This is a genomic window from Mucilaginibacter galii (genome assembly GCF_014635825.1).
GTDB lineage: Bacteria > Bacteroidota > Bacteroidia > Sphingobacteriales > Sphingobacteriaceae > Mucilaginibacter > Mucilaginibacter galii.
On record NZ_BMDO01000001.1, the window covers coordinates 275,005 to 291,605 of the forward strand.

15 protein-coding genes are annotated in these 16,601 nt (G+C 43.5%); 9 read left to right on the forward strand and 6 right to left on the reverse strand.

Going from position 1 to position 16,601, the window contains the following annotated elements; all coding sequences use genetic code 11:
- Positions 1 to 21: 21 nt before the first annotated feature.
- The 3 genes from IEV61_RS01175 to gyrB form a co-directional block, all read right to left on the reverse strand.
- A complete protein-coding gene (locus IEV61_RS01175; protein WP_188413016.1) occupies positions 22 to 2,082 on the reverse strand; it encodes an NPCBM/NEW2 domain-containing protein in 2,061 nt (686 codons plus the stop codon).
- A gap of 47 nt (positions 2,083 to 2,129) precedes the next feature.
- The gene (locus IEV61_RS01180) at positions 2,130 to 3,890 is read right to left on the reverse strand and encodes a family 43 glycosylhydrolase (RefSeq protein ID WP_188413018.1); all 1,761 of its coding nucleotides are present in this window, start codon (positions 3,888 to 3,890) and stop codon (positions 2,130 to 2,132) included.
- 390 nt (positions 3,891 to 4,280) lie between these two features.
- The gene (gene gyrB / locus IEV61_RS01185; RefSeq protein ID WP_188413020.1) at positions 4,281 to 6,239 is read right to left on the reverse strand and encodes a DNA topoisomerase (ATP-hydrolyzing) subunit B; all 1,959 of its coding nucleotides are present in this window, start codon (positions 6,237 to 6,239) and stop codon (positions 4,281 to 4,283) included.
- Between the two features lie 152 nt (positions 6,240 to 6,391).
- On the opposite strand from gyrB, the gene IEV61_RS01190 reads away from it, so the two are divergent.
- Both IEV61_RS01190 and IEV61_RS01195 read left to right on the forward strand, forming a co-directional pair.
- A complete protein-coding gene (locus IEV61_RS01190; protein WP_188413021.1) occupies positions 6,392 to 7,006 on the forward strand; it encodes an OmpH/Skp family outer membrane protein in 615 nt (204 codons plus the stop codon).
- A 149-nt stretch (positions 7,007 to 7,155) separates the two neighbouring features.
- Complete coding sequence (locus IEV61_RS01195) at positions 7,156 to 7,629, forward strand: nucleoside deaminase (protein ID WP_188413022.1); 474 nt, start codon at positions 7,156 to 7,158, stop codon at positions 7,627 to 7,629.
- A 114-nt stretch (positions 7,630 to 7,743) separates the two neighbouring features.
- On the opposite strand, the gene IEV61_RS01200 is transcribed toward IEV61_RS01195, so the two are convergent.
- From IEV61_RS01200 to IEV61_RS01210, 3 genes are read right to left on the reverse strand one after another with little or no spacing between them, the layout of a single operon-like run.
- The gene (locus tag IEV61_RS01200; protein WP_188413023.1) at positions 7,744 to 8,022 is read right to left on the reverse strand and encodes an Rdx family protein; all 279 of its coding nucleotides are present in this window, start codon (positions 8,020 to 8,022) and stop codon (positions 7,744 to 7,746) included.
- Positions 8,019 to 8,468, reverse strand: coding sequence for an RNA-binding S4 domain-containing protein (locus IEV61_RS01205; RefSeq protein WP_188413024.1), 450 nt, complete (start codon positions 8,466 to 8,468; stop codon positions 8,019 to 8,021). The genes IEV61_RS01200 and IEV61_RS01205 overlap by 4 nt, the downstream gene beginning before the upstream one ends.
- Before the next feature lie 46 nt (positions 8,469 to 8,514).
- On the reverse strand, positions 8,515 to 8,967 hold the full coding sequence (locus IEV61_RS01210) for a hypothetical protein (protein WP_188413026.1): 453 nt from the start codon (positions 8,965 to 8,967) through the stop codon (positions 8,515 to 8,517).
- 90 nt (positions 8,968 to 9,057) lie between these two features.
- On the opposite strand from IEV61_RS01210, the gene IEV61_RS01215 reads away from it, so the two are divergent.
- From IEV61_RS01215 to IEV61_RS01245, 7 genes are all read left to right on the forward strand, one after another.
- Positions 9,058 to 9,876, forward strand: a complete 819-nt coding sequence (locus IEV61_RS01215) for a 2,3,4,5-tetrahydropyridine-2,6-dicarboxylate N-succinyltransferase (RefSeq protein ID WP_188413027.1) — start codon at positions 9,058 to 9,060, stop codon at positions 9,874 to 9,876.
- Between the two features lie 47 nt (positions 9,877 to 9,923).
- Positions 9,924 to 10,316, forward strand: coding sequence for a four helix bundle protein (locus IEV61_RS01220; RefSeq protein ID WP_188413028.1), 393 nt, complete (start codon positions 9,924 to 9,926; stop codon positions 10,314 to 10,316).
- 29 nt (positions 10,317 to 10,345) lie between these two features.
- A complete protein-coding gene (locus IEV61_RS01225) occupies positions 10,346 to 11,473 on the forward strand; it encodes a glycosyltransferase family 4 protein (RefSeq protein ID WP_188413029.1) in 1,128 nt (375 codons plus the stop codon).
- On the forward strand, positions 11,466 to 12,032 hold the full coding sequence (locus IEV61_RS01230; protein ID WP_188413030.1) for an L-threonylcarbamoyladenylate synthase: 567 nt from the start codon (positions 11,466 to 11,468) through the stop codon (positions 12,030 to 12,032). Before IEV61_RS01225 ends, IEV61_RS01230 begins: the two co-directional genes overlap by 8 nt.
- Before the next feature lie 81 nt (positions 12,033 to 12,113).
- Positions 12,114 to 12,515: an RNA recognition motif domain-containing protein gene (locus IEV61_RS01235; protein ID WP_188413032.1), complete on the forward strand. Its 402-nt coding sequence runs from the start codon at positions 12,114 to 12,116 to the stop codon at positions 12,513 to 12,515.
- A gap of 458 nt (positions 12,516 to 12,973) precedes the next feature.
- Positions 12,974 to 13,336, forward strand: coding sequence for a response regulator (locus tag IEV61_RS01240; RefSeq protein ID WP_229746996.1), 363 nt, complete (start codon positions 12,974 to 12,976; stop codon positions 13,334 to 13,336).
- 182 nt (positions 13,337 to 13,518) lie between these two features.
- Complete coding sequence (locus IEV61_RS01245) at positions 13,519 to 16,593, forward strand: tetratricopeptide repeat protein (protein WP_188413033.1); 3,075 nt, start codon at positions 13,519 to 13,521, stop codon at positions 16,591 to 16,593.
- Positions 16,594 to 16,601: the final 8 nt, after the last annotated feature.

Sequence of the window (16,601 nt, forward strand, 5' to 3'; positions counted from 1 at the left end):
GCTAAAATTTAGGGAGTTCAATTATCGCTTCACCGGGGTAAACTTGTATAACAACACGCCATGTGCCGGCACTTTTACGGCCAGCTTGCTACCGGCAGATGCTATGGTACCTACTTGCTTTTGTCGCCATAAGTCGCGTACTTGTTGCTTGCCTTTAATGCCCAGTTTGCCAAAATCCTGATAAGCCATATTTACTTCCTGCATACCAAAGTTGCAGAAACCAACTGCGCGGCTGCCATCTTCCATTTGTTTAACGTAGATGCGAAGATCGCCAATGGTTTGCAGGCAGGTGCCTTGCTTACCTAAAGGATCCTGGTTTACGGCTATTACTTCATCATTAGTGAGCAGGTTTAGGGTAAAGGCATCTAATTTTTCCATATCGCAGCCAATTAAAAGCGGTGCAGCAAAAAGGCTCCACAAGCTTACGTGCAGGTACTGCTCATCGGGCTTCAATTTACTGGGATGTGGGTTTCCCCAGCCTACGGTGCCTATTACCAGCATATCGGGATCGCTCCAATTACCAGGTTTTGCATACGGGGCCGCTTTATCTTGCGCCAGGGCAATACCTTTTACACTTACCCAGGTATCGGTAATATCATTAGTGGTACGCCATGAGGTTCCGTTTACCGAATTGCCCCATTTCCAAACGTCAGACATGCCGTACTGGCACAGGCTAAACACAATATCGCGCGGTTGCTCGCGCAACAATTTGCCCATCAAATCAAAAGGTTTAACAGCAGTATTTAATACGTTGCCACCCTTGTAAGAAAGCGATGATACTTTATACGGATCATTTTCGGGTAGCCCGTCTATCACATTGCCATAGCTGCACCAGTCATATTTTAAATAATCGAAACCCCATTGGCCATAGCTTTGTGCATCCTGCTTTTCGTAACCGTAACTACCGGCGCAGCCCCCGCAGGTCCACGGGCCCGGACTGGAGTATAAGCCTATTTTTAAACCCATGTTATGCACATGATCGGCCAATGCTTTCATATTGCCAAACCTCACGTTAGGAATGATATTACCAGCCTCGTCCCTAAATTTGCCACGCAGTGAAGGGTCCTTAGAATCGCGGTGGTTTTGCCAGAAATCATCAACGTTGATGTAGTTCCACCCATGATTAACCAAACCACTTTTTACCATGGCGGCGGCGGCACGCTCTACCTTTTCGGCCGATACCTCACCCGCAAAGCAGTTCCAGCTGTTCCAGCCCATGGGTGGGGTTAGGGCAATTTTGTCGCCGCATATAATACGAAACTTTTTGGTAGCCTTACCTTTAGCATTATTTGCCATTAACGTAACCGTGTAAGTTCCGGGCTTGGTTACCTTACCGGTAATGATGCCGGTTTTAGTATCTATTTTTAAGCCTGCCGGCAAACCGCTTGCGGCAAAAGCCATGGGCCTGTTGCCGGTAGCCGCTACCATGAATAAGAACGGCGAGCCGGGGCGAACGCCAAATACGCTTGCACCGTTTATACGGGGAGTTGCGGGTGCCGCCGGTGTTAAAATATAGGGCACCTTTGAAATAAGGTTGAGGGTTGCAAATTTAGCCGCACCTGTGCTTTCTATGCGGGCATTCGCCCAATCGGCATGGTCATAGTAATTGCCATTGCCGCCATCGGTTACCACCAGTTCCATTTTTTGCACCCCGGTAAGTGGAACGGAGCATGACCGGGCACTATCGCCCAAACGCATCACACCGCTCGACCAAAGCTTTTTACCATCGCCATAAACCACAAACTCTGATGCAGGCTGCTGACCTTTAATTTCATCGTCCATACCCACTTGTGCTACAAACCTGGTGGCCTTACCGCTTAGTTGAATAAATAACGAACTTTCGGCATGGGTACCAAAACCCCTTTCAAACGTTTTGCCGGCAATGGTAAGCGACTTACCATCAACCGTTTTATTTTTGGCAGGCACCCCATAACCTTGCGTGGCTGCACTCAAATCCAGTTCATCAAGCCAGGTGGTGGTTTGGGCTTGCAATGGGTGAGCGCCCAATAGCGTTAACAAGATCGCAACAGCCAAAAGCTTGTAGCTGCTTTTTAAGGGTGTAATATATTTTAAGAATTGCATTTGCTTGTTTAGATGAATATTGATTAGTTTAATAAAAAGCACAACACTTACTTAGTAAATTTCCACCAGTTAAAGTTGAACAAATGCCCGTTGGTGCCTTTAAACATCAGGTAAATATCGTGTACGCCCTGAGCATGGGTAACATTGGTAGCAACCGTATGCCAATCACTCGTGCCCGGTTTAATTTCGCAGGTGCCAAGCAAGGGTCCATCGGGTTTATCTAACCTAATTTCCATACTTCCACCGGTTAAAGCCGATACATTGGCCTGAAAAGATTTGGCTCCCTTGCCAAAGTCCACACTTCTTACCCTTATATAATCGCCATTATCAATGTCGGTTACGTAGATGCCTGCTTTACTGTCGGAGCTAATTTCCACACCTTCTTCCCAGGCAATAGTTTCGGCTTCAACCCTTACATATGGGTTTATATTACGAACGGCCCTTTTAATACCGGTTACCGTAGGTTTAATGGTTGGGATGGTTCCGTCGGCATTAAATTTCAACTCTTCTATACACACAGAGCGGTCAAAGCCACCGCCACCCGGTAAAGCACCGTTGTGGTAAAACAGGTAAGATTTGCCTTTATAATCTACCAAACCGGGGTGATTGGTAAACGCGCCGCCCTTACCTATTACATCCATAATGGTATCGCGGTAAGTCCATGGGCCGGTAGCCGTTGGCGCAGTAGAATAGGCTAAGTGCTCGGGCACTCCGCCTGCGGGGTACAAAAGATAGTACAGCTTATTACGTTTGTACAACCAAGGTCCTTCTTCGTAGGTGGTAAATCGTTTTTCGGTACTATTTACGGTACCTTTAATTTTATCGGCAAACCACTTTTGTTTGCCGGCCGGTATGGAGTTAATACCCGCAGCCTGGTCGTAAGACATCATGTCTTTATTTAGCTTTACGCCGTAAATTTTAGAATTGCCCCAGGTAAGCCATGCCTGCTTGTCTTCGTCAATAATTACCGTTGGATTGGCGTGTTCGCCTTCTATACTTTGCGTAATTAAAGGTTTGCCCAGCACATCTTTAAAAGGGCCTATTGCCCTATCGCCCATGGCAACACCAATTACCTTTTGATGGGTAACTTTATCGGTAGCGCTTACATACCAGTAATATTTATTGTCGGCTGCATTTTTTACGCTGTGCGACTCTAACCCGTCGATTGATTGTGCCCATGTAAAGGTGTTTTTAGCGTTATGAATACGCAGTTTAAAGCTTTCATCAGTAAGCGGAACTTTGACAATGCCGACAGACTGATCATAAGAAACCATATCTTTATTGAGCTTTACATAATATAGGTGCGGATTGCCCCAGTATAAGTAAGCCTGTCCGTCATCATCAATAAACACCGATGGATCAATATAACCCCAACCGCCCGAGATCATGGGCTTATCCAACACATCTTTGAATGGCCCTGTGGGACTATCAGAAACGGCCACTCCAATGGACATTCCACCATTTTTGGCATTTACCGGCACGTACCAATAAAACTTACCGTTCCTGGGAATGCATTGCCCGGCCCAGGCATCTTTAGAGGCCCAGCTAAAGTTTTTAAGCGATAAGGCAACACCGCGGTCAGTCCAGTTCACCATATCGGTGGTAGAATACGCATGCCAATCGTTCATCATAAACCAGGTTGACTTATCCTCGTCGTGCCCGGTATACAAAAACAAGGTATCTTTATATACCATGGGCGCCGGGTCGGCGGTGTAAATGGTTTGTATAATGGGGTTTTGTGCTTTGAGCAAGGAGGGAATGGCTATGGGCACAAGCAGCTGTAACGCTGTAATAATCTTCTTATACATTGGTTATGTCTATCTATTATTTTATCGAATGTTATCTTCTTAAGAGTATGGTGTTGCACGGATAACAATGCACCGTGGCAGTTAAACATCTTTCCTAAGATACATCCAAATTTTAATCAGTTGCGGGCAATACAATGAATAATTTTAGTAGCCGCTAATTGGTTATACAGTGGTGCAAATTAGTGTTCACCATACCTTTTACATGACACATATGTGCAAACAAATGGCAAAGAAGTTTAATTGATGAGCAAGCCTGGCTACTATTCTTGCTTAATTAAGCCAATTTAATGTACCGACGTTCCTAACGCATTAATTACGGCCATAACCTTAACAAAAAAGGCCATCTCTTTTGGAGACGGCCTCTTTAATATTTATGATTACCATTAATGCTTAAGCATCGATACGTGCATATTTTGCATTCTTTTCGATAAACTCACGGCGTGGGGCAACTTCATCGCCCATCAGCATGCTGAAGGTATGATCGCACTCGGCAGCGTTTTCAATGGTTGCGCGGCGCAGGGTACGGGTGGCAGGGTTCATGGTGGTGTCCCATAACTGCACATCGTTCATTTCACCTAAACCTTTGTAACGTTGTACGTGTACGCTATCCTCTTTACCGTTACCTTTAATGCGGTTTACGGCAGCAATGCGTTGTTCGTCGGTCCAGCAGTATTCAAACTCTTTACCTTTTTTAACCAGGTACAATGGAGGTGATGCAATGTATACATAGCCATTTTCAACCAATGCACGCATATAACGGAAAAAGAAAGTAAGAATTAGCGTAGTAATGTGCGATCCATCCACGTCCGCATCCGTCATGATCACAATTTTGTGGTAACGGAGCTTGGTAATGTTGAGTGCCTTATCATCCTCCGGGGTACCTATGCTTACGCCCAGGGCCGTAAACATATTCTTGATCTCCTCATTTTCGTAGATCTTGTGCTCCATAGCTTTTTCCACGTTCAGGATTTTACCCCTTAACGGCAATATAGCCTGAAACTCGCGTGCACGGCCTTGCTTGGCTGTACCACCCGCCGAGTCGCCCTCTACTAAGTAGAGCTCGCAAACTGACGGATCGCTGTTAGCGCAATCGGCCAGTTTACCGGGCAAGCCCGAACCGCTCATTACGCTCTTACGCTGTACCATTTCGCGTGCCTTGCGGGCAGCCGCACGGGCGGTAGCCGCTAAGATTACCTTGTTAACGATCAACCGGGCCTCTTTAGGGTTTTCTTCCAAATAGATGCCTAAAATTTCGCCTACGGCAACGTTTACCGCACCACTTACCTCGCTGTTACCCAGTTTAGATTTGGTTTGTCCCTCAAACTGGGGCTCGGCTACTTTTACCGATATAATAGCAGTTAACCCCTCACGGAAGTCATCACCGGTAATATCGATCTTCACGTTCTTCAATAAACCCGACTTATCAGCGTAAGCTTTCAGCGTACGGGTTAAACCCATACGGAAACCGGCTACGTGTGTACCACCTTCGATGGTGTTAATATTATTAACATACGAGAATACATTCTCGCTATAAGTTTCGTTGTATTGCAGGGCAAGTTCAACAGGGATACCTTGTTTTATACCCTCTACATAAATGGGCTCGGGGATGATTGGCGCACGGGTACCATCTAAAAACTTAACAAACTCTTTTAAACCGCCTTCAGAGTAAAACTCTTCGGTGGCATGGGTACCATCTTCTTCGGTAACCCGTTCATCGGTTAAGGTTAAGCGTATACCTTTATTTAAATAAGCCAGCTCACGTAAACGGGAGGCCAGGGTTTCATATTTATATTCGAGTGTTTGGGTAAAAATTTCGGGATCGGGCTGGAACCATTGTATGGTTCCCGTACGGTCAGATTCGCCAATGGCTTTTACCTCGAACATTGGCTTGCCACGCTCGTACTCTTGGGTAAATACTTTACCCTCGCGGTGTACCAGCGTTACTAAATGGGTAGATAATGCGTTAACGCAACTCACACCCACACCGTGTAAACCACCAGATACCTTATAGGTATCTTTATCAAACTTACCACCGGCGTGTAGCACGGTCATAACAATTTCAAGGGCCGATTTATTTTCTTTAGTGTTGATGCCTGTAGGAATACCACGGCCATTATCTTCAACCGTAATTGAATTGCCTTCGTGAATAATTACCTTAATGGTATCACAGTAGCCGGCCATGGCTTCGTCAATAGAGTTATCAACTACTTCGTATACCAGGTGGTGTAACCCTTTAACGCCGGTATCGCCAATATACATGGAAGGTCTTTTGCGTACTGCTTCCAAGCCTTCCAGGACCTGAATATTATCTGCTGAATAATTTGATCTATCCTGATTTTCTTCGCTCATGTTTAACTTTAAAAATAACTAACAAATATACGCATAATTACGCATATAGCCAGTGGTGTTGAAAAATTGCCCCGTCACTAACACGTCATCAAAAACATTAGGATACTGGTAATGAAATTATATATTTGTGAAATTTTTTAAAAATTAGTAAGATGAAAACCCCGGCTTCGATGATATCGAAAATTACTTTAACATTATTGCTGGCAGGAAGCTTAGCCGCCTGCAACCAAAACAAAACAGACGACAAAGCAGCTCCGGCTACAGCCGCCACCACCACAACGCCCGCTACAGGTGTTAAGGCAGAAGAAATTGTTTTTGTAAACTCCGATTCGTTATTGACCAAGTACAGTTACTTTAAAGACATGAGCGCCCGCCTGGAAAAGAAAGGCAAAGATGCCCAAGCCGACCTGGTAAGCCGCGGACAAGCTTTTCAGCGCGAAGTAGCAGAATATCAAAAGGCTCAGCCTACTATGGCTGCCGATCAGCGCCAGGCTACCGAACAACGCCTGCAACGTAAAAACCAGGAATTACAAGCTTACCAGCAAAATGCAGGTGCACAAGTACAACAAGAGCAAGCCAGCGAGCAAGCTAAATTGTACGAAAAAGTAGCTGAGTTCTTGAAGGTATACGCTAAAGATAAAGGTTACAAAATGGTAATGACCTACCAAAAAGGTAACAGCGGTATTTTATACGGCGATGCCAGCTTGGATATTACCAGCGATGTGGTTAAGAAATTAAACGAGGCTTACGCTAAGGATAAGAAATAAGAAGCCCCTCCCCAACCCTCCCCGGGAGGGAGGGAGCTTAAAGCATACGTTAATGCCCGCTTTTAAATTAAGTGGGCATTATTTTTTAACGACTAATTTAATATTTACAAAAGCCCTCCCTCCCGGGGAGGGTTGGGAGGGGCTGTTATATGGACATTCACGAGAAATTTATGCGCATGGCTATTGCGCTATCAGAAAAAAACGTGGCCGAAGGTTTAGGCGGACCTTTTGGGGCTGTGATTGTTAAGGATGGCGAAGTAATTGCCGCCAGCGCCAACAAGGTAGTACCCACTAACGACCCTACTGCTCATGCCGAGGTATCGGCTATACGTTTAGCTTGTGCAGCATTAAATACTTACTGCCTGGAAGGCTGTGTTATTTACACCAGCTGCGAACCCTGCCCTATGTGCCTGGGCGCCATTTACTGGGCACGGTTAGACAAGCTTTACTACGCTAATACCAAGGCCGATGCCGCTGCCATTGGGTTTGACGATCATTTTATATATGATGAGATCGCACTCCCTATCGAAGAGCGCAGGCTACCCGTGGTAGAGTTACTGCGCGATGAAGCGTTGGGTGCATTCAGAGCCTGGGAAGAACACGAAGGGAAGACGCATTATTAAAATTGTTAATCGTACCCGTTCATTTCGAGTATTAATGAGAAATCCTGTTTGAGCAGACAGTGGTAAACTATCATTCAAACAGAATTTCCCACTATCGTTCGAGATGATATTTTTCTATTTATTATCCGAGTGTCCCAAACTTTTCTCCGGCGCTACCACATCCCTTACCAATTGTTTTAACTCCTTGATTTCGGGGAATCGGCCTGCGGTTTTGCGGTTAAATATTTCTTTACCATCTTTATAAATAATATAACTCCCGCTTACTTCGCTGGGTTGCAATAACACACCGTGCACATCATCGGTAAAGGTCGTAAGTAATTCTTGCGCCATGTAAGCTGCACGCAGCATCCAACCGCATTTAGGGCAATATTCTATGCTGATGGTAGGTTTCATTCGTTGTCTTTATCGGCACTTCCATCTTCTGTTCCACCTTCAGGAGGCTGCGGTGTTGTAAAAAAACCACCCTGCAAATCGTCAATCTCACGGCGGTCGCGCTTTGTAGGGCGGCCTGCTCCCCTATCGCGGCTTAATACGGGCGCATGAAACGCCGACCGGTAAGCTGTAGTTTGCTCCTCGGGCGTAATGTCTTCATAAAAGTAGGCCGCAGTCTTGGCATCGGTACGGCTCTCCAGCAAGCCGGTCACTTTAACCACTTTACGTTCCAGTCCTTTAGAAACATTGTAAACTTCCCCTACTCTAACCTCGTGCGAGGGTTTAATATTTGTACCGTTCAACTTTATACGGCCGGCCTTACAGGCATCGGCAGCCAGGGTACGTGTTTTAAATATGCGGATAGACCACAGGTATTTATCTATTCGGAGTTTTTCTTTTTCGGGCATAATTATGCAAAGTTAACACTACAATAGCTATTAGGTTTACTTTTCATTATAACTCAGGGTTAGTAGACCTAAACATTATTACAGTTCTGATTATGTTTATTACAAACAGCAATTGCGCTACCAGGAAAAAGAAAAATGCAACAAGGAGCATGTTTTCGGCAGTTATAAAATAACTTGGACCATTAAAAGCATAGTATCTTTTCGGCTGAAAAAATGTATTAAATATTTGCCACATTGATATAGCACTTAATGCTGTCACTAAAAAATGAACGGTGCCTGCACGCTCATTCAATGGTTTAAAATACCTACTAAACATGAAATATACCATTGCAACCATCAACATGTAAATTGCAGGATAACATGAGAGCAGTGGCAGCACTGCAACAAAATAGGTATCGTGTAAATTCATATCTAAGGTGTCATGGTAATAAATAACTCCAACTACGAAAGAAATGATACCGCTTAATAAAAACAGGTACTTTGCCTTTAAATATTGCATTTAATTACTTTCAAGTTTAATCCTTCCGCTTATGTAATCAACCTTTGCCAAATATCCTCAAAAATCCCTTTCTTTGCGAAAAGTTTATACATGGCTGCTACATTAAAAAAAATGATCGAGGATGCCTGGGAAGACCGGGGATTGCTTAACCTAAACGAATATATTGACGCGGTAGAAACCGTAATTGAACGCCTGGACAAAGGCGAACTGCGCGTTGCCGAACTAATATCGAACCGCTGGCACGTTAATGATTGGATTAAGAAAGCCGTAATCCTGTACTTCCCTATCCGCCAGATGGAAGAGATCAAGGTTGGTCCCTTCGTGTTTCATGATAAAATGAAGCTGAAGACCGATTATAAAAAAACAGGTGTTCGTGTGGTACCGCATGCTATAGCCCGCTATGGCGCTCACATTGCCAAAGGTGTAATTTTAATGCCATCGTATGTTAACATTGGCGCTTATGTAGATGAAGGCACCATGGTTGATACCTGGGCTACCGTAGGTTCTTGTGCGCAAATAGGTAAACACTGTCACTTAAGCGGCGGTGTAGGTATTGGTGGCGTATTAGAACCCGTACAAGCTGCACCGGTAATTATTGAAGATAACTGCTTTTTAGGTTCACGCGCTATCGTTGTAGAAGGCGTGCATGTAGAAAGCGAAGCTGTGTTAGGCGCTAACGTGGTGCTTACCGCTTCTACCAAAATTATTGACGTAACCGGCGAAACCCCTGTTGAATACAAAGGACGTGTTCCTGCCCGCTCGGTAGTAATTCCGGGTTCTTATACCAAAAAATTTCCCGCAGGTGAATATCAGGTTCCATGTGCGCTTATTATAGGCAAACGGAAAGCATCAACTGATAAAAAGACTTCGCTAAACGATGCCCTGCGTGAGAATAACGTAGCGGTTTAGTATTAGGTTATTAGGTTATTAGGTTATTAGGTTATTAGGTTATTAGTATGAACTCATTTGAGGATTTGGAGGTTTGGAAGAGTGCAAGAATTTTAAGAAATCTTGTTCTTGAACATACCTCCAAATTCCCGAAAGAAGAGAAATATAGCTTAATTGATCAGATTCTGCGTTCCTCGCGTTCTGTCACTGCTAACATCGCCGAGGGCTTTGGCCGTTTTCATTACCAGGAAAATATCCAATTTTGCCGAACTGCAAGAGGCTCTTTATTTGAAACTCTCGACCATATGATATGTGCTTTCGATTGCCGTTATATTGATGAAATTAACTTGCAACTTTTCAGAGTTCAACATGAGAATTGTCTAAAGTTATTGAATGGATATATAGCTTACTTAAAAAGAGCCAAAGCTGCCCAACAACACAATAACCTAATAACTCGATAACTGAACAACTTAACACCCACCATAACCAAATGACCATCGGTTACGATGCCAAGCGAGCTTTTTTAAATAATACCGGGTTGGGTAACTACAGCCGGTGGTTAATTAAAGCTGTGGCATCTTACTATCCCGGGCATGAGTACAGGTTATATACCCCCCAGGTTAAAGAAAACCGCCATTACGCCTTCTTAAAAAAAATACCGCATACGCATATCTTTAGCCCAAAAAGTAAGTTGTTATCTTCCTGGTGGCGCAGCAAAGGTATTGTGAAGGATTTGCAGGCAGATGGTGTGCAGTTATATCACGGCTTAAGCCACGAATTACCGTTCGGCATCAGGCAAAGTAACATCAAATGTGTACTTACCGTGCACGACCTTATTTTTATGCGGTTTCCGCAGTACTTCGGCTTTATAAACCGGGCTATTTACAAAACCAAATTGCAATATGCCTGTAAAGCAGCCGATCATATTATTGCCATTAGCCACAAAACCAAGCAAGACCTGATTGAACTTTTAAAGGTAGACAGTTCGAAAATTGAAGTACTATACCAGGGATGCGACCCGGCCATTAAACTTCACCAAAGCGATGCACAGCGCAAACTGGTCAAAAAAAAATATGATCTTCCTAAAAGATATGTGCTAACGGTAGGCACCATTGAAGAACGTAAAAACTTGCTTCTATTAGCTAAATCGCTATTACATACTAAAGGCAGTGTTCCGCTTATAGTGGTGGGCAAGCCCACAGAGTATCTGGATAAGGTAAAAGCATTCATCAATGCAAATAACTTAACGCAAAGAGTTATTTTTTTGCACGATGTAAGTTTTGACGAATTGCCGGCGTTGTATCAAATGGCAACATTGTTCGTCTATCCGTCGCGTTATGAAGGTTTTGGCATTCCGGTACTGGAGGCCATTAATTCGGGAGTGCCGGTTATTGCCGCTAAAGGATCTTGCCTGGAAGAGGCAGGCGGCCCCGACAGCCTGTATACCGATCCGGACGATGAACAAGAACTGGCCAAACATATTAACCGTATATGGAATAGCCCGGCAGTACGCCAGCAAATGATAGCTAAAGGTTTTGACTATGCCCGCAACTTCGATGATGAAAAACTGGCCGGTCAATTAATGCAGCTTTATCAAAACACACTTAACCATGCTTAGAGACGAGGTAAAAAAAGCTTTTGAAATAATACAACAAGGCGGTATCATTTTATACCCTACCGATACCATTTGGGGCATAGGCTGCGATGCTACTAATACCGAAGCCATACAAAAGATATATGCCCTAAAACAGCGCGCCGCCGAAAAGAGTATGATCATTTTGCTCGATACGGAGAATAAATTGGAGAGCTATATTCGCGAAGTACCGGCCGTAGCATACGATTTGATTGAGTTTGCAGAGAACCCTTTAACGCTGGTAATGCCCGGCGCCAAAAACATATCGCCTGCACTTATAGGCGAAGATGGCAGCGTAGGCGTGCGCGTAAGCAAGCACCCCTTTTGCCAGCAGCTCATTCAGCGCTTGCGCAAGCCGCTGGTTTCAACATCGGCCAATATCAGCGGTCAACCATCGCCTCAAAACTTTGCCCAAATTGCACCCGAGATTATTGATGGCGTTGACTATGTGGTTAACATTGATCAGCACGACTTGTCGGTAAAAAAGCCGTCGACTATTATGCGTATAGACCCAAGCGGAATGTTTGAGTTTATCAGAAAATAACTGCTACAAATAAGCGTTATGTTATTATTTAATCTTATGCTGCATAATTACTAAACTTGCATTATATCCAATATTTACGATATGAAAATTTTTGTTGCTAATCTCCCAACCGAGTATGATGAAATGGGCATTGCAACCTTGTTTATCACTTACGGAGAAATTTCGACTATTAACCTGGTAACCGATCGTCAAACCGGTCGCAGTAAAGGGTTTGCTTTTATAGAGATGCCCAATGATGAGGAAGCGCTTAACGCTATAAGCCATCTTGATAAGATGCAGCTGACCTATAACAAACAACTGGCAGTAAGCCAGGCACAGGATAAACCCAAAACAAGTACTGGTGGCTATAGCCGCAACCCATCGCGCGGTGGAGGCGCACAGCGCAGTGGCTATGGCGGTAATCGCACCAATGCTTATAATAAAGACCATAACCGCCAGGACAGGGGTTATAACCGCGGACCAGACAGAGAAAAGAAAGACTAAACAAAGCCGGCTAATGCCGGCTTTGTTGTTTACAGTGAATACATAATAATGTAATAACTCATAAAAAACAATACACTGTCTGAAATAAAGGCCATGATATGGCATTTAGAACTATGAATTTAATTTTTTAATCGAAGCTTAATGTTTTTGTGAACAACTAATTTGGCAGTGTTAAAAAAATTGTTCGTGTAAATTTTTACAATAAAAAGCATACTATTAAACCTTTTATCTTAATTGATAATAAAATTAATTTGAACTATTAAAAAAATAAACAAAGCCTCAATATACCACTATACGCCATGATATTGAATACCCTGTGCTTCAACAAAGCATATACACATAACTTTGGCTTGCAAATTGCAACTGCAGCTACAGTTGCAGTTACTTAAAATTTACATACGCGTAATTTTACTTGATCTTACTGCTTTATACATATTACAACAACGATACATACGATCATGAGAAAGATACTGGCGGTAGATGATGATAAGGATATACTTGAAGTACTTCAATTTATATTAGAGGATTCTGGCTATCAGGTTGATACACTTTCAGATGGTCACCAGTTATTTGAATGCCTGAACAACAGCTTACCCGATCTTATTTTAATGGACATTATGCTGAATGGTTTAGATGGTCGTGATCTGTGTAAAAACGTTAAGTTAAACATTAAAACGCACAGCATTCCTGTAATTATGATATCGGCCAGCCATACCATTTCTGATGTGCTTAAGCAAGATTGCGCGCCCGACGATTTTTTGGCTAAACCTTTCGATATAAACATACTGCTTAATAAAATTCAACGCCAGTTTGCTGCGTAAAAGCTAACAGTTACCTTCTTCCGTATTTCCTCCTCAAAAATTAATGGGCTGGGTTTAAACTGTTTGTTATACAAAGTTTACCCAAGTATACCATGTATTAGTTACTTTCGTTAAAAATATGCGAAGAGGCATACGCTTATGGCGTGCCTTGAGCCATAATTTTGTTTTTGTAACAGCATTCTATGATTAAACTCAAACCCATTGCTGCGTGTGCATTGTTGCTCGGCACGCTCTCTGTAAAGGCGCAGCAAAACGCCTCTTTTCAAATATATCGCACTTATCAAACGGCTACTACACTGCTTAACGGTGGCCAGTACGTAGCCGCCGCCGAACAGTTCAGGCTTATTGAACAATCACGTTTAAAGACCACCAATCAGCCGCAGTTCGAGTCAGAAGTATCGTTGCTTAAAGAAAATGCTAAATATTACGAAGCCCTTTGCGCGCTCGAATTAGGCAATGATGATGCTTTAAGCCTCTTTCAACATTTCATCAAAGAACACCCTGAAAATGCACTGTCTAAACTGGCTTATTTTCAAATTGGTAAATCTTACTCTAAACAGCAAAAGTACGGGGATGCCATCTTGTGGTTCAACAAAATTGACGCTAAAGAACTCAATGGTAAAGAGTATACCGAATATAAGTTTCGTAAGGGATATGCCTATTTTGAGCTGAACGATTATAAATACGCCCAAGAGTTATTTAGTGAAGTAAAGGATAAAAAATCGCCGTTTACTGAAGATGCCACCTACTACTACGCCTACATAGCTTATCTTAACAAAGATTACCATGTGGCGCTTCTCAATTTTGAGAAGCTCAAAAATTCGCGCAAATACGAAAACAGCTATCCTTATTACATCACTGCGGTTTACTTTTTAGATCAGCGGTATGATGATGTGATAAGCTACGCTATACCCGTTTTAAATACAACCCAGCAACAGCACGAAACCGAAATGTTGCGGATTGTGGGTGCCTCATATTTTGCCAAAGGAAACTATCCTTCTGCAGTACAGTATTACAGCCGCTTCCAAAACCGCGATCTTGGAAAAACGCAAAACACGCAGGATAGCTACCAAATTGGTTATGCTTATTACAAAACCGGCGATGATGCTAAAGCTACCAAGGAACTGGAAAAGCTGATTGACAAAACTGATGTATACAGCCAGAACGGTAACTATACCTTGGGTACCATCTTTTTAAAGAATAACAACAAACAGGCGGCCCGCAATGCCTTTCAGGTTGCATCACGCCTTGATTTTGATAAGCAATTGCAGGAAGATGCCTTGTTTGAATACGCCAAACTCTCTTACGAGTTAGACTTTAACAACCAGGCATTGGAGGCTACGCGCCAGTATCTGCGCAATTACCCCCGCTCTAAACGTACCGATGAGGTAAAGATATTATTAGGCGAGGCTTTGCTTAACTCCAAAAATTATAAAGAGGCTGTTGAAATTTTAGAGCCTATTGTAGAATCATCACCCAACGCGGCAGAGGCTTACCAAAAGGTTACTTATTACCGCGGATTGGAGTTCTACAACGAACGTGCTTTTGAAAATGCGATCGGTATATTCTTACGCTCGTTGAAACACCCGCGCGATGAGAAAATTACGGCTCTAACCACCTACTGGCTGGCCGAATCTATGTACGAAGTACGCAAATATGCCGAATCGGTTGAGCAGTTCGAGGAGTTTTTGGCTAACCCCGAGGCCAAGCAATCGGGCGTTTATAACTATGCCAATTACGGTTTGGGTTATGCAGCATTTGGCGGCGAGCAGTATAAAAAAGCTGCAACCTATTTTGAACGCTTTTTAGCCGGTCAACCATCTGATAAAAACACCATTAACGATGCCGTTGCCCGTTTGGCCGATAGTTATTTTGTATTAAAGAGTTATGGTCAGGCTTTAAGCTATTACGACCGGTTAATGGCCAGCGGCAGCAAAAGCCAGGATTATGCCCTGTTCCAACGTGGTATGATCCAAGGGTTGCAAAACTCCCCTGATGCTAAGATCAGTACATTGAATGATGTTTTGACCCGCTACCCTAATTCGGATTTTGCAGATGATGCCGCTTTCGAAATTGCCTACACCTACTTTTTAAAGAATGATGGTGACCGCGCCAAGACCGACTTGCAAGCCATGATTGATAAATATCCGCGCAGCAGCTACATTCCGCGTGCGCTGGTAACCATGGGCTTGATAGATTATAACAACAACCAGGACGACCAGGCGGTAGAATCGTTTAAGAAAGTGGTACAAACCTATCCATCTTCTGAGGAAGCTAAACAAGCTTTGAAGCAGATAGAAAAGATCTACACTGATAAAGGCGACGCGCAAACATTCATTAGCTATGCCGCTACCACCCCTATTGGCAATTATAGCGCGGCCGAAAAGGAAAGCATTATGGCTACCGCGGCTAATAATCTGTACTTAAAAGGTGATTGGACCGGTACCGTAGCTGCCGTTGGTGCTTATTATGATAAGGCTACCCGCCCTATCTACGATAAGCAAATGCGCTTTATACGCGCCCAAAGTTTGGTTAACCTCAACCGCCCAACTGAAGCCGTAGCCGATTATAATGTGATACTGAACGACTGGACCAGCGCTTACACCGAGAAGTCGCTTATTAGCATGTCTAAGCTTTACATGGCGCAAAAACGTTATAACGAAGCAGTGGTATTCCTGAAACGATTGGAAACCAACTCCGAGTACAAAGCCGATTACAACTTCGCCATTAACAATTTATTGTTATGCTACAGCGAAATGGAAATGCCTGATGATGCCCTGCATTATGTGCAATTGGTGCGCGAAAACGAAAAATCATCTGAAGAGGATAAATTTAAAACAGGCTTGTATGCCGGTAACGCTTACCTGCAAAAAGGCGATACCGATGCCGCAATTAAAGAGTTTAACTATACGGTTAACAACACCAAAACGGTTGCAGCTGCCGAAGCCAAGTACCACATTGCGCAAATTGAATATCAAAAAGGCAATTACAAAGCTTCTCAAAAAACATGTTTCGAAATTACCAGCAAGTATGGCAATTACGATTATTGGTTAACCAAAGCCTACGTTTTATTAGCCGATAATTATGCGGCGCTTAAAGATCCGTTCCAGGCCAAGGCTACCCTGCAAAGTGTAATTGAAAATTATAAAGGCGATGATGATATCTTGCCCGACGCTAAGGCCAAACTTCAGAAATTGAACGAAGCAAGCGGCACTACACCTGCTGCCGGTACCGAGCCCAACAAACAGGATAAATAAGCACCACC

Bases quoted from the DNA above. Each gene is read 5' to 3' on its own strand.
- IEV61_RS01215 (WP_188413027.1), top strand. From the start codon at position 9,058: ATGGCTGCTACATTAAAAAAAATGATCGAGGATGCCTGGGAAGACCGG.
- IEV61_RS01175 (WP_188413016.1), bottom strand. From the start codon at position 2,082: ATGCAATTCTTAAAATATATTACACCCTTAAAAAGCAGCTACAAGCTT.
- IEV61_RS01235 (WP_188413032.1), top strand. From the start codon at position 12,114: ATGAAAATTTTTGTTGCTAATCTCCCAACCGAGTATGATGAAATGGGC.
- IEV61_RS01180 (WP_188413018.1), bottom strand. From the start codon at position 3,890: ATGTATAAGAAGATTATTACAGCGTTACAGCTGCTTGTGCCCATAGCC.
- IEV61_RS01205 (WP_188413024.1), bottom strand. From the start codon at position 8,468: ATGCCCGAAAAAGAAAAACTCCGAATAGATAAATACCTGTGGTCTATC.
- IEV61_RS01230 (WP_188413030.1), top strand. From the start codon at position 11,466: ATGCTTAGAGACGAGGTAAAAAAAGCTTTTGAAATAATACAACAAGGC.
- IEV61_RS01225 (WP_188413029.1), top strand. From the start codon at position 10,346: ATGACCATCGGTTACGATGCCAAGCGAGCTTTTTTAAATAATACCGGG.
- IEV61_RS01200 (WP_188413023.1), bottom strand. From the start codon at position 8,022: ATGAAACCTACCATCAGCATAGAATATTGCCCTAAATGCGGTTGGATG.
- IEV61_RS01190 (WP_188413021.1), top strand. From the start codon at position 6,392: ATGAAAACCCCGGCTTCGATGATATCGAAAATTACTTTAACATTATTG.
- gyrB (WP_188413020.1), bottom strand. From the start codon at position 6,239: ATGAGCGAAGAAAATCAGGATAGATCAAATTATTCAGCAGATAATATT.
- IEV61_RS01210 (WP_188413026.1), bottom strand. From the start codon at position 8,967: ATGCAATATTTAAAGGCAAAGTACCTGTTTTTATTAAGCGGTATCATT.
- IEV61_RS01245 (WP_188413033.1), top strand. From the start codon at position 13,519: ATGATTAAACTCAAACCCATTGCTGCGTGTGCATTGTTGCTCGGCACG.
- IEV61_RS01195 (WP_188413022.1), top strand. From the start codon at position 7,156: ATGGACATTCACGAGAAATTTATGCGCATGGCTATTGCGCTATCAGAA.
- IEV61_RS01240 (WP_229746996.1), top strand. From the start codon at position 12,974: ATGAGAAAGATACTGGCGGTAGATGATGATAAGGATATACTTGAAGTA.
- IEV61_RS01220 (WP_188413028.1), top strand. From the start codon at position 9,924: ATGAACTCATTTGAGGATTTGGAGGTTTGGAAGAGTGCAAGAATTTTA.